This window comes from Citrobacter sp. Cf125 (assembly GCF_030333935.1).
Taxonomy (GTDB): Bacteria; Pseudomonadota; Gammaproteobacteria; order Enterobacterales; family Enterobacteriaceae; genus Citrobacter; species Citrobacter freundii.
The window spans coordinates 263,866-276,065 of sequence record NZ_JAOWEY010000016.1; the positions used below are offsets into that span (position 1 = coordinate 263,866).

At 54.8% G+C, this 12,200-nt stretch carries 12 protein-coding genes; 7 read left to right on the top strand and 5 right to left on the bottom strand.

The genetic code is table 11. The features are described from left to right. Positions 1 to 184: 184 nt before the first annotated feature. The 5 genes from lldP to trmL all read left to right on the top strand — a co-directional run bounded on the left by lldP (position 185) and on the right by trmL (position 5,856). Positions 185 to 1,840: an L-lactate permease gene (gene lldP / locus OGV89_RS02390; protein ID WP_003837651.1), complete on the top strand. Its 1,656-nt coding sequence runs from the start codon at positions 185 to 187 to the stop codon at positions 1,838 to 1,840. Beyond that, positions 1,837 to 2,613 (top strand): transcriptional regulator LldR, encoded by a 777-nt coding sequence (gene lldR, locus OGV89_RS02395; RefSeq protein WP_003844549.1) that lies wholly within the window; start codon positions 1,837 to 1,839, stop codon positions 2,611 to 2,613. Before lldP ends, lldR begins: the two co-directional genes overlap by 4 nt. Beyond that, positions 2,610 to 3,800, top strand: a complete 1,191-nt coding sequence (gene lldD / locus OGV89_RS02400; protein WP_286558082.1) for an FMN-dependent L-lactate dehydrogenase LldD — start codon at positions 2,610 to 2,612, stop codon at positions 3,798 to 3,800. The genes lldR and lldD overlap by 4 nt, the downstream gene beginning before the upstream one ends. Positions 3,801 to 3,995: 195 nt before the next feature. Next, positions 3,996 to 5,336, top strand: coding sequence for an MFS transporter (locus OGV89_RS02405; protein ID WP_174328840.1), 1,341 nt, complete (start codon positions 3,996 to 3,998; stop codon positions 5,334 to 5,336). A gap of 46 nt (positions 5,337 to 5,382) precedes the next feature. Then, a complete protein-coding gene (gene trmL, locus OGV89_RS02410; protein WP_003024163.1) occupies positions 5,383 to 5,856 on the top strand; it encodes a tRNA (uridine(34)/cytosine(34)/5-carboxymethylaminomethyluridine(34)-2'-O)-methyltransferase TrmL in 474 nt (157 codons plus the stop codon). A gap of 86 nt (positions 5,857 to 5,942) precedes the next feature. On the opposite strand, the gene cysE is transcribed toward trmL, so the two are convergent. From cysE to OGV89_RS02435, 5 genes are all read right to left on the bottom strand, one after another. After that, entirely contained in the window at positions 5,943 to 6,764 is an 822-nt protein-coding gene (cysE, locus tag OGV89_RS02415) for a serine O-acetyltransferase (protein WP_003024160.1), read from the bottom strand. Between the two features lie 78 nt (positions 6,765 to 6,842). Beyond that, the gene (gpsA, locus tag OGV89_RS02420; protein ID WP_003024157.1) at positions 6,843 to 7,862 is read right to left on the bottom strand and encodes an NAD(P)H-dependent glycerol-3-phosphate dehydrogenase; all 1,020 of its coding nucleotides are present in this window, start codon (positions 7,860 to 7,862) and stop codon (positions 6,843 to 6,845) included. After that, positions 7,862 to 8,329, bottom strand: coding sequence for a protein-export chaperone SecB (secB, locus tag OGV89_RS02425; protein WP_003024155.1), 468 nt, complete (start codon positions 8,327 to 8,329; stop codon positions 7,862 to 7,864). The genes gpsA and secB overlap by 1 nt, the downstream gene beginning before the upstream one ends. Positions 8,330 to 8,375: 46 nt before the next feature. Beyond that, complete coding sequence (grxC, locus tag OGV89_RS02430; protein ID WP_003844542.1) at positions 8,376 to 8,627, bottom strand: glutaredoxin 3; 252 nt, start codon at positions 8,625 to 8,627, stop codon at positions 8,376 to 8,378. A 52-nt stretch (positions 8,628 to 8,679) separates the two neighbouring features. Continuing rightward, positions 8,680 to 9,111, bottom strand: coding sequence for a rhodanese-like domain-containing protein (locus OGV89_RS02435; protein ID WP_003024148.1), 432 nt, complete (start codon positions 9,109 to 9,111; stop codon positions 8,680 to 8,682). A 249-nt stretch (positions 9,112 to 9,360) separates the two neighbouring features. Here OGV89_RS02435 and gpmM point away from each other — a divergent pair, with 249 nt between their 5' ends. Together gpmM and envC are read left to right on the top strand one after the other, a co-directional pair. Continuing rightward, the gene (gene gpmM, locus OGV89_RS02440) at positions 9,361 to 10,905 is read left to right on the top strand and encodes a 2,3-bisphosphoglycerate-independent phosphoglycerate mutase (protein ID WP_003837640.1); all 1,545 of its coding nucleotides are present in this window, start codon (positions 9,361 to 9,363) and stop codon (positions 10,903 to 10,905) included. 33 nt (positions 10,906 to 10,938) lie between these two features. Beyond that, positions 10,939 to 12,198, top strand: coding sequence for a murein hydrolase activator EnvC (gene envC / locus OGV89_RS02445; protein ID WP_229235822.1), 1,260 nt, complete (start codon positions 10,939 to 10,941; stop codon positions 12,196 to 12,198). The last annotated feature ends 2 nt before the right edge of the window (positions 12,199 to 12,200 follow it).

A 12,200-nucleotide genomic window follows, 5' to 3' on the forward strand; every position in this document is an offset into this window, starting at 1 on the left:
ACCAGCACCTCACATTTCATTAAAATGTGCGTACAATACCGTTGCCAATAAATAACATTTGATTAACCATTCATTGTCATTACCCCTACACAACAATATTGGCAGGGCCACTTTTACACATAATGTGACGAAGATTTGAGCAAAGACTCATTCCATTATGTCGGCGGCCCCCAGGAGACCTGCAATGAATCTCTGGCAACAGAACTACGACCCGGCCGGTAACATCTGGCTTTCCAGTCTGATCGCATCGCTCCCCATCCTGTTCTTTTTCTTCGCCCTGATTAAGCTCAAGCTGAAAGGCTACGTTGCGGCGTCATGGACGGTGGTGATCGCTTTGTCGGTCGCCCTGCTGTTTTACAAAATGCCGGTCGATCACGCTCTGGCATCCGTAGTGTACGGTTTCTTCTACGGTCTGTGGCCAATTGCCTGGATCATTATCGCCGCGGTATTCGTCTATAAAATCTCGGTAAAAACCGGGCAGTTCGACATTATCCGCTCCTCGATACTCTCGATTACCCCAGACCAGCGTCTGCAAATGCTGATTGTCGGTTTCTCCTTTGGGGCATTCCTCGAAGGGGCGGCAGGCTTCGGTGCTCCGGTAGCGATTACCGCCGCACTGCTGGTTGGCCTTGGCTTTAACCCGCTGTATGCGGCAGGTTTGTGCTTGATCGTAAACACCGCTCCAGTCGCTTTTGGGGCAATGGGCATTCCGATTCTGGTTGCCGGTCAGGTTACCGGGCTGGACAGCTTCGAGATTGGCCAGATGGTGGGCCGTCAACTGCCGTTCCTGACCATTATCGTGCTGTTCTGGATTATGGCGATTATGGATGGCTGGCGTGGCGTGAAAGAAACCTGGCCTGCGGTGATGGTCGCTGGCGGCTCGTTTGCTATCGCGCAGTATCTCAGCTCTAACTTTATCGGACCGGAACTGCCGGACATCATCTCTTCTCTGGTTTCCCTGGTCTGTCTGACGCTGTTCCTGAAGCGCTGGCAGCCGGTACGCATCTTCCGCTTTGGTGATATGGGCGCTTCGCAGGTCGATATGGATCTGTCGCGCACCCGCTACACCGCCGGGCAAATCATCCGCGCCTGGTCGCCGTTCCTGTTCCTGACAGCTACCGTCACGCTGTGGAGCATACCGCCGTTTAAAGCGCTGTTTGCACCAGGCGGCGCGATGTACCACTGGGTGGTCAATATTCCGGTTCCGTTCCTCGACAAGCTGGTTGCCCGTATGCCGCCGGTCGTACACGAAGCCACAGCCTACGCGGCGGTGTACAAATTTGACTGGTTCTCCGCGACCGGTACCGCAATACTGTTTGCCGCCCTGCTGTCCATCGTCTGGCTGAAGATGAAGCCGTCTGCTGCGCTTCAGACCTTTGGTAGCACGCTGAAAGATCTGGCGCTACCTATCTACTCCATCGGGATGGTGCTGGCATTCGCCTTTATCTCTAACTACTCCGGGCTTTCATCCACCCTGGCATTGGCCCTGGCGCACACCGGCAGCGCATTTACCTTCTTCTCGCCGTTCCTTGGCTGGCTGGGGGTATTCCTGACTGGATCCGACACCTCATCAAACGCACTGTTTGCCGCCCTACAGGCTACGGCCGCTCAGCAAATCGGTGTTTCGGATGTATTGATGGTGGCTGCAAATACCACCGGCGGCGTGACCGGAAAGATGATCTCTCCGCAATCTATCGCTATCGCCTGTGCGGCAGTGGGATTAGTGGGAAAAGAGTCTGACCTGTTCCGCTTTACCGTGAAGCACAGTCTGATTTTCACCTGCATGGTGGGTGTGATTACCACACTGCAGGCCTATGTCTTAACCTGGATGATTCCATGATAGTAATGCCCAGACGCTTGTCAGACGAAGTCGCATCTCGTGTGCGGGCGCTGATTGAAGAACAACAGCTGGAAGCGGGCATGAAGTTGCCCGCTGAGCGCCAGCTGGCCGTACAGCTCGGCGTATCGCGCAACTCGCTGCGCGAGGCGTTAGCAAAGCTGGTGAGTGAAGGCGTACTGATTAGCCGTCGTGGCGGTGGGACGTTTGTCCGCTGGCAGCATGAGGCATGGTCTGAACAAAACATCGTTCAGCCGCTGAAAACCCTGCTGGCGGACGATCCTGATTACAGTTTCGATATTCTGGAAGCCCGCCACGCCATCGAAGCCAGCACCGCCTGGCACGCAGCTATGCGTGCCACTGCTGCCGACAAAGAGAAGATCAGGCTCTGTTTCGAGGCCACACAAAGCGAAGATCCAGATCTCGCCTCGCAGGCAGACGTTCGCTTTCATCTCGCCATTGCGGAGGCCTCACACAACGTGGTGCTGTTACAGACCATGCGCGGTTTCTTCGACGTATTGCAGTCTTCGGTGAAACAGAGCCGCCAGCGAATGTACCTCGTGCCGCCCGTATTTTCACAGCTAACGGCACAGCATCAGGCCGTACTGGATGCGATTGTTACCGGAGATGCCGACGGCGCGCGTAAAGCGATGATGGCGCACCTCAGTTTTGTCCACACCACGATTAAACGATTTGATGAAGATCAGGCCCGCCAGGCGCGAATCACCCGCCTGCCCGGTGACCCTGGTGAGAATAGCAGGGAGAACAACACATGATTATTTCAGCAGCCAGCGACTATCGCGCCGCAGCCCAGCGCATCCTACCCCCCTTCTTGTTCCACTATATTGACGGTGGGGCGTATGCAGAGCACACTTTGCGCCGTAACGTGGCAGACCTGTCGGAGGTGGCCCTTCGCCAGCGCGTGCTGAAGAATATGTCCGACCTGAGCCTGGAGACAAAACTGTTCAACGAAACGCTCTCCATGCCGGTGGCCCTTGCACCTGTCGGTCTGTGCGGCATGTATGCGCGTCGGGGCGAAGTTCAGGCCGCCGCCGCCGCTGATGCCAAAGGCATTCCGTTTACGCTTTCCACAGTATCCGTATGCCCGATTGAAGAAGTCGCCCCGACTATCAAGCGTCCGATGTGGTTTCAGCTGTATGTTCTGCGCGATCGCGGCTTTATGCGTAACGCCCTGGAACGAGCTAAAGCGGCAGGTTGCTCCACGCTGGTCTTTACCGTCGATATGCCAACACCTGGCGCACGCTACCGTGATGCCCATTCCGGGATGAGCGGCCCAAATGCCGCACTGCGCCGCTACTGGCAGGCTGTCACCCATCCACAGTGGGCATGGGACGTTGGCCTGAACGGTCGCCCGCATGATTTAGGCAACATCTCGACCTATCTTGGCAAACCCACCGGCCTTGAAGACTACATCGGTTGGCTGGCGAATAACTTCGATCCGTCAATTTCCTGGAAAGACCTCGAGTGGATCCGCGAATTTTGGGATGGTCCGATGGTGATCAAAGGGATCCTCGATCCTGAAGATGCTCGCGACGCCGTACGCTTTGGCGCTGATGGCATCGTTGTCTCTAACCACGGTGGTCGCCAGTTAGATGGCGTGCTGTCTTCAGCTCGCGCGTTACCCGCTATTGCCGATGCGGTAAAAGGCGATATCACCATTCTGGCAGACAGCGGGATCCGCAACGGTCTGGACGTCGTACGCATGATTGCGCTGGGTGCGGATAGTGTTCTGTTGGGACGTGCTTATCTGTACTCGCTGGCAACCCACGGTCAGGCCGGGGTAGCGAATCTGCTGAATCTGATCGAGAAAGAGATGAAGGTGGCAATGACCCTGACCGGTGCAAAATCGATTAGCGAAATCAGTCATGATTCGCTGGTACAAGAACTGGGAAAAAGCCTGCCTGCTGCGCTGGCACCTCTGGTTCAGGGTAGCGCGGCGTAACAATATCCCCATAAAACCCACTTTCTGCATGGTCGGCCTGTTCTCAGCCCGACCATTTTTTATCCAAAAATAACGACTAGTTAACATTTATAACCAATATATTTGACAACTTTTTATCCACCTGTCAGATGTATATACAAGCTAATACAAGGGCGAAATATACAGATAACAACCATCATAACGGGCGAGGGTAACATGGCTTATTCCGGAAAAGTGAATATCCAGCAGGCGATAGATGACAGTCCTTTTTCGCGCTTCCACTGGGTCATTATTGTCCTGGGTTTTCTGGTCCTGGCCATCGACGGCTTCGATACAGCGGCGATGGGCTATATTGCGCCCACGCTCTCAGCCGACTGGGGCATCAAGAAACAGGATCTCGGACCGGTGTTAAGCGCCGCGCTATTGGGCCTGTCATTTGGTGCACTGCTGGCCGGGCCGATTTCCGATCGTATGGGCCGTAAGCGTGTTCTGGTCTTTTCCTGTCTGTTTTTTGGCCTCGCCAGTCTGGGAACTGCCTATGCCCAGACGCTGAATATGCTCACATTTTGGCGCTTTCTCACCGGGCTGGGTCTGGGCGCGGCAATGCCCAATGCCATCACTCTGGTGTCAGAATTTGCACCAAAACGCTGTCGTTCAATGGCGATTAACACCATGTACTGCGGCTTTCCGTTAGGGGCTGCAGGCGGCGGGGTGATCTCCTCCTGGCTTATCCCTAACTACGGCTGGCACAGCGTCCTGCTTGCCGGTGCGATCGCCCCGCTGGTCCTCACCGTATTGTTGGTGCTGTTCCTGCCGGAGTCGGTGAAGTATCTGGTTCACCGCGGTAAAGGGGTTGCACAGGTTAAACGCATTGCTCAACGCTTTATGTCGGGAAGTCTGGAACAGGTTACCCAGTTTTATCTGGATGAAGACCGCGTCACGGTCAAAAAAGGCAGCGTGGCACAGCTATTCAGTATGCCCTGGCTGCCGGGCACGCTGATGCTCTGGATGACCTACTTTATGGGATTGGTTATCTATTACGTGCTGTTGAGCTGGATGCCAACGCTGATGCTGGGAATGGGCTATCCGCTGGCTGAATCCGCCTGGCTGACATCGCTATTTACCTTCGGCGGTACTGCGGGGATCCTGCTGGCCGGTTGGTTAATGGATCGCTGGGAAGCACATAAAGTGGTGTCACTCGGCTTTATTCTGACGATGCTGTTTGCCCTCGCTCTCGGGTTTGAACATAACCATATCATCTTGTTCGGCGCACTGATCTTCCTGATGGGGATTACCATGAACGGCGCGCAGTCCGGGCTGCAGACGCTGGCCGCCACGTTTTATCCGACCCACTGTCGCGCGACGGGCATTGCCTGGATGCAGGGCGTGGGCCGCTTCGGTGGCGTAGCCGGAACGATGATGAGCGCCCAGTTGCTTTCCCTGCAATGGCAGGCAGACAGTATATTAATGTTCCTCAGCCTTCCGGCGCTGGTTGCGGCTGCCGCAACGATTTACAAACTGCAACGCTATAAACCGCACGCGCTGACCGTCGCATAGTACCCGCTCTTTCTGCTATTCTGCCCCCCGTTATCAAGGGGGCAGTATGCTTAACATCGTTTTATTCGAACCAGAAATCCCGCCAAATACCGGCAATATTATCCGTCTTTGCGCCAACACCGGCTTTCGTCTGCATATTATTGAGCCAATGGGCTTTACCTGGGACGACAAGCGCCTGCGTCGCGCGGGGCTGGATTACCATGAGTTTACCGCCGTGCTGCGCCACCCTGATTACGCCAGCTTCGTCGCCGCAGAAAATCCGCAACGTCTGTTTGCCCTGACCACCAAAGGTACGCCAGCGCATAGCGCAGTAAGCTATCAGGATGGGGATTATCTGATGTTTGGCCCGGAAACTCGCGGTCTGCCACCCAGCATCCTCGACGCGCTGCCAGCCGAACAAAAAATTCGAATTCCGATGATGCCAGACAGTCGCAGCATGAACCTGTCAAATGCGGTGTCGGTGGTGGTGTATGAGGCCTGGCGCCAGTTAGGTTATCCCGGCGCGGTATTGCGTAGTTGATTTTTGTCGGATGGCGGCTGACGCCTTATCCGACCTACGAGATTTGTAGGCCCGGTAAGCACTGCGCCGCCGGGCATAGCTCGAAATCAGATGCCATCACCGTATTCGAAAGTATGATGAATCCCGTTGAAATGCTGATCCATATCCATAGACGGTTTATCGCTGTCAGGCTTACCGACAATGCGTGCAGGTACGCCTGCCGCAGTGGTATGCGGGGGTACCGGTTGTAAAACCACGGAACCTGCGCCAATCTTCGCGCCGCGCCCGACTTCAATGTTGCCGAGAATTTTTGCTCCCGCGCCAATCATTACACCTTCACGAATTTTCGGATGACGATCGCCGCCGGCTTTACCGGTCCCGCCTAGCGTGACGGATTGCAGAATAGAGACATCATTTTCAATCACTGCCGTTTCACCGACCACAATGCCGGTTGCGTGATCGAGCATAATCCCACGGCCAATTTTTGCCGCCGGATGAATGTCTACCTGGAAGGTAACGGACACCTGATTTTGCAGGAAGATCGCCAGCGCCTGACGCCCCTGATGCCACAGCCAGTGACCGATACGGTAGGCCTGAAGCGCATGAAAACCCTTCAGGTACAGAAGTGGGGTGGAATATTTATCGACAGCCGGGTCACGCGTACGTACCGCCTGAATATCACAGGCCGCTGAGGCAATCATTTCAGGATCGGCGGCATAGGCCTCTTCCACGACTTCGCGAATCGCAATGGCGGGCATGATTGGAGAAGCGAGTTTATTCGCCAGCATATAGCTTAGCGCACTGCCGAGATTTTCATGCTTGAGCAGCGTTGCGTGGTAAAAACTGGCCAACATTGGCTCACATTCCGCCAGTGCCCGGGCTTCCGCTTTAATGTTTTTCCAGACGATATCCAGTTCTTCACACGGCATTGCGTACTCCAGAAGGTAGCAAAACGACCGACCCGTTCTTCGCGGGTCGGGTCGTTAGATTGAAACGGTTCCCTAGGGCTAGTGGCTGCTTCGCTCGTCCTTGCGCGCACGACCTAATAACGTCAATGCTGCCTCGCGCGCGTTTTTTCCGCAATACAATACTTGATAAATTTCCTCGGTTATTGGCATCTCGACACCAAAACGGTGCGCCAATTCACGAACTTCTTTCGTATTGCGGTAGCCTTCAACCACCTGACCAATCTTGTCCTGCGCGCCCTGCACGTCCATACCCTGGCCGAGCATCATGCCAAAACGACGGTTACGCGACTGGTTGTCGGTACAGGTCAGCACCAGATCGCCTAAACCCGCCATCCCCATAAAGGTGGCAGGATCGGCACCCAGCGCCGCGCCAAGGCGAGACATTTCGGTCAGTCCACGGGTGATCAATGCGGTACGCGCATTCGCGCCAAAACCGATGCCGTCAGACATCCCCGCACCAATCGCAATGACGTTTTTCACCGCGCCGCCAAGCTGCACGCCAATGAAATCCGGGTTGCTGTAAACGCGAAAGCTTTTGCCGCAGTGCAGCAACTGCTGGAGATCGTCAGCAAAGGCGTCGTCCGTCGAGGCCAGAGAAATCGCCGTCGGCATGCCCGCAGCTAGCTCTTTGGCGAACGTCGGGCCGGAAATAACCGCCAGTGGAATTGAGTCCCCCAGCGCTTCACGCGCGACGTCCTGCAGCAGACGCCCCGTTTCCGCCTCCAGACCTTTTGTCGCCCAGACCAGTCGTGCGTCAGGACGCATCAGCGGTTTGATGTTACGCAGCACTTCGCCAAAGACGTGGCTCGGCACCACCACCAGGATATTACGACTGGCGGCCAGCGCAGTGGCTAAATCACTTTCCAGGCGCAGCGTTTCGGGAAAAGGCACATCAGGGAGGAACGCGACGTTGCAGCGATCGTGCTCAAGGGTCGCGATATGTTTCGGATCATGGCCCCACAGGACAACTTGATGGCCATTTCTTGCCAGGGTGATGGCAAGAGCGGTGCCGTACGAGCCGGCACCAATCACAGTCATTGAAGCATTACTTTGGTTCATCAGGCATCCTGATGTTCTTCAGTACCTTCGCCAGCCTGCTGCTGTAAATAGTTCATGAACAGCGCATCAAAGTTGACCGGCGCAAGGTTCAGTTGCGGGAACGTACCGCGTGATACCAGGCTGGTGATGCATTCACGGGCATACGGGAACAGAATGTTCGGGCAGTATGCGCCCAGGCAATGCGCCATCTGAGTCCCTTCGATACCGCTGATGGAGAAAATACCGCCCTGCTGAACTTCGCACAGGAACGCAGTTTCTTCACCCAGGGAAGCCGTTACGGTGACACGCAGCACTACTTCATACACGTCATCTGCCAGTTGGGTAGATGCGGTATCAAGATCAAGTTTAACCTCTGGCTGCCAATCTTTCTGGAAAACATGCGGTGCATTTGGCGCTTCGAAAGACACATCCTTGGTATAGATACGTTGGATCTGGAAAGCCATTTCAGTGTTATTTTGTTCTGACATGTTTAGAAAACCCTTAGTGTTGTCCTTTAAATACTTTCAGTACGCCTTATTGCAGCAGGGGATCCAGTCCACCACGCGCATCCAACGCATACAAGTCGTCACAACCGCCAATGTGCTGTGCATCAATAAAAATCTGCGGAACCGTCGTACGGCCACTGCGCTTGATCATCTCTTCACGCTTTACGGCATCGCCGTCAATCGGAAGCTCCTGGAAACTCACACCCTTGCTGTTCAACAGCGCTTTTGCGCGATGGCAAAACGGGCAGGTTGCTTTGGTGTAGATCTCAATATTGGCCATGACTTATCTCCAGTGTTCTTTTTACCCTGCGGCATGAAAGAAGATGGGTAAATTACTTGCCGCGAACCAGTGGCAGATTCTCACCACTCCAGCCCGCTACGCCGTCTTTCAGTACGGATACTTGCTCAAAACCGGCTTTAATCAGCGCAGTTGCTGAATCCTGGCACTGCATGCCTGAACCATCAACCACAATCACAGGTTTGTTTTTGTGTTTTTCAAGTTCGCCAAAATTGTTGGCTTTGATTTCGCTCGGCAGCAGGTTAGTGGAGCCTGCGATATGGCCTTTGCGGAAGTCGTCGCGCTGGCGTAAATCCACAACAACGGCGTCTTCTTTGTTGATGAGACGTGTAGCTTCGCCGCGAGTAATCACCTTCACTTTTGAGGTCAGGCTCTTAAACGTGGTAAATAATACAGCCGCCAGTAACGCAATCCAGGCGATACTCAAGACAGGGTGGCGACTAACAAATTGCATAATTTCTTGCATGGGGGGTAACAACTCCCGACTCAGTGATTAAAAAAACCAGGAAAGGAGTATACCTGCGCGTTGGCGCAAATACAGCCAGAGCGTGCATTGGATTGCATTTTTGCGGGGCGCTACGGAAAAAAAAATGTAAATCGGTGTTCCCCCTGGCACGCGATCCCCCATTATTTGATCTTCGGGGGCTACTTTATCGATTCAGCTGTAGTAAAATTACGCAATTATTTTTTATCTCTTGAGTGTGAGGTTGTCGCAATGTCGGTTTCTAAAAAACCTATGGTACTGGTAATTCTGGATGGCTACGGCTATCGCGAAGACAGCCAGGATAACGCCATTTTTAGTGCTAAAACCCCGGTAATGGATGCGCTGTGGGCAAAACGTCCGCATACCCTGATTGATGCGTCCGGTCTGGAAGTCGGCCTGCCCGATCGCCAGATGGGCAACTCCGAAGTGGGTCACGTCAACCTGGGCGCGGGCCGTATCGTGTATCAGGACCTTACCCGTCTGGACGTTGAAATCAAAGAACGTACTTTCTTCGCTAACCCGGTGCTGACCGATGCGGTCGACCAGGCAAAAAATGCCGGGAAAGCGGTACACATCATGGGTCTGCTCTCTGCTGGCGGCGTTCACAGCCACGAAGATCACATCATGGCGATGGTAGAAATGGCCGCTGAACGCGGCGCTGAAAAAATCTATCTGCACGCTTTCCTTGATGGTCGTGATACCCCGCCGCGCAGCGCTGAACATTCACTGCAGAAATTCGAAGAGAAATTTGCCGCGCTGGGCAAAGGCCGCGTAGCGTCCATCATCGGTCGTTACTACGCTATGGACCGCGACAACCGTTGGGATCGCGTAGAACAGGCTTACGATCTGATGACGCTGGCGAAGGGCGAGTTCCAGTTCGCTACGGCGGTTGAAGGTCTGCAGGCTGCTTATGCCCGCGACGAAAACGACGAATTCGTCAAAGCGACCGTGATCCGTGCCGAAGGTCAGGCAGATGCTGCTATGGAAGATGGCGATACGCTGATTTTCATGAACTTCCGTGCTGACCGTGCGCGTGAAATCACCCGTGCGTTTGTTAACGCTGATTTCGACGGCTTCGCCCGTAAGAAAGTCGTTAACCTCAACTTTGTGATGCTGACCGAATACGCGGCAGACATCAAAACTGCGGTTGCTTACCCACCAGCCTCTCTGGCCAACACCTTTGGTGAGTGGATGGCGAAGAACGAAAAAACGCAGCTGCGTATTTCCGAAACTGAAAAATATGCGCACGTGACCTTCTTCTTCAACGGCGGCGTAGAAGAGCCGTTCAAAGGCGAAGACCGCATCCTGATCAACTCTCCGAAAGTTGCGACCTACGATCTGCAGCCGGAAATGAGCTCTGCTGAACTGACCGAGAAGCTGGTTGCAGCGATTGAGAGCGGTAAATACGACACCATCATTTGTAACTACCCGAACGGCGACATGGTTGGTCACACCGGGGTGATGGAAGCAGCGGTTAAAGCGGTTGAAGCGCTGGATCACTGCGTTGAGCAGGTGACTAAAGCGGTTGAGTCCGTTGGCGGCCAGTTGCTGATCACCGCAGACCACGGTAACGCAGAGCAGATGCGTGATCCGTCCACCGGTCAGGCACATACTGCACATACCAACCTGCCCGTTCCGCTGATTTATGTCGGTGGTAAGAACGTCAAAGCAGTCGAAGGCGGCAAACTTTCTGATATCGCCCCAACGATGCTGACGCTGATGGGTATGGAAATCCCGCAAGAGATGACTGGTAAGCCGCTGTTCATCGTGGAATAATCCCTCCCCATGAGGGGAAAGGCGATTAATACCATCACTCGGGCCGTGAAACCGCGTAAGTTTTCAGTCAGGCCCTTGTTCTACGCCAGCGCGCTTAGCGCTGGCGTATTGCTGTGCGCCTTTTCCGCCCACGCGGACGAACGCGACCAGCTCAAATCTATTCAGGCCGATATCGCGGCAAAAGAACGCGCGGTACGCCAACAGCAACAACAACGTTCCACTCTCCTCGCTCAGCTTAAAGCTCAGGAACAAGCCATCGCCGTTGCCGCAAGGCAGTTACGCGAAACGCAGAACTCACTGGCACAACTGAACGCGCAAATTGCAGAGATGAACGCAGCACTCGCGAAGCTGGAAAAGCAACGAGCAGCGCAAGAGCGCAGTCTGGCAGCCCAGTTAGACGCCGCGTTTCGCCAGGGTGAACACACCGGTATTCAGCTCATCCTTAGCGGCGAAGAAAGCCAGCGCGGACAGCGCCTGCAAGCCTATTTCGGCTACCTGAACCAGGCGAGGCAAGAAACTATCGCGCAGCTGAAACAAACCCGCGAAGAAGTCGACTCGCAAAAAGCCGAGCTGGAAGATAAGCAGAGCGAACAGCAGACCCTGCTGTACGAACAGCGCGCTCAGCAGGCTAAGCTGGAACAGGCACGTAACGAACGCCAGAAAACGCTTTCGAGTCTGGAATCATCGATTCAACAGGGTCAACAGCAACTGGGCGAAATGCGCGCCAACGAATCGCGCCTGCGCAACAGCATTGCTCGCGCCGAAGCCGCAGCCAAAGCACGCGCGGAACGTGAAGCCCGCGAGGCGCAAGCCGTACGCGATAAGCAACAGGATGCATCACGGAAAGGCTCAACCTACAAACCGACCGAAAGTGAAAAATCTCTGATGTCACGTACCGGCGGTTTGGGTTCGCCACGCGGCCAGGCATTCTGGCCCGTTCGGGGTCCAACCTTACATCGTTATGGCGAACAACTGCAGGGTGAGCTACGTTGGAAGGGGATGGTTATTGGCGCATCCGAAGGCACCGAAGTTAAAGCCATTGCCGATGGTCGCGTCATTCTGGCGGACTGGTTGCAGGGCTATGGCCTGGTGGTCGTCGTTGAGCACGGTAAAGGCGATATGAGCCTGTACGGTTATAACCAGAGCGCACTGGTCAGCGTCGGTACGCAGGTTCGCGCCGGGCAGCCTATAGCACTAGTGGGTAGCAGCGGCGGTCAGGGCAGGCCGGCACTCTATTTCGAAATTCGTCGCCAGGGTCAGGCGGTCAATCCACAGCCGTGGTTGGGAAGATAAGT

Bases quoted from the DNA above. Each gene is read 5' to 3' on its own strand.
- lldP (WP_003837651.1), top strand. From the start codon at position 185: ATGAATCTCTGGCAACAGAACTACGACCCGGCCGGTAACATCTGGCTT.
- lldR (WP_003844549.1), top strand. From the start codon at position 1,837: ATGATAGTAATGCCCAGACGCTTGTCAGACGAAGTCGCATCTCGTGTG.
- lldD (WP_286558082.1), top strand. From the start codon at position 2,610: ATGATTATTTCAGCAGCCAGCGACTATCGCGCCGCAGCCCAGCGCATC.
- OGV89_RS02405 (WP_174328840.1), top strand. From the start codon at position 3,996: ATGGCTTATTCCGGAAAAGTGAATATCCAGCAGGCGATAGATGACAGT.
- trmL (WP_003024163.1), top strand. From the start codon at position 5,383: ATGCTTAACATCGTTTTATTCGAACCAGAAATCCCGCCAAATACCGGC.
- cysE (WP_003024160.1), bottom strand. From the start codon at position 6,764: ATGCCGTGTGAAGAACTGGATATCGTCTGGAAAAACATTAAAGCGGAA.
- gpsA (WP_003024157.1), bottom strand. From the start codon at position 7,862: ATGAACCAAAGTAATGCTTCAATGACTGTGATTGGTGCCGGCTCGTAC.
- secB (WP_003024155.1), bottom strand. From the start codon at position 8,329: ATGTCAGAACAAAATAACACTGAAATGGCTTTCCAGATCCAACGTATC.
- grxC (WP_003844542.1), bottom strand. From the start codon at position 8,627: ATGGCCAATATTGAGATCTACACCAAAGCAACCTGCCCGTTTTGCCAT.
- OGV89_RS02435 (WP_003024148.1), bottom strand. From the start codon at position 9,111: ATGCAAGAAATTATGCAATTTGTTAGTCGCCACCCTGTCTTGAGTATC.
- gpmM (WP_003837640.1), top strand. From the start codon at position 9,361: ATGTCGGTTTCTAAAAAACCTATGGTACTGGTAATTCTGGATGGCTAC.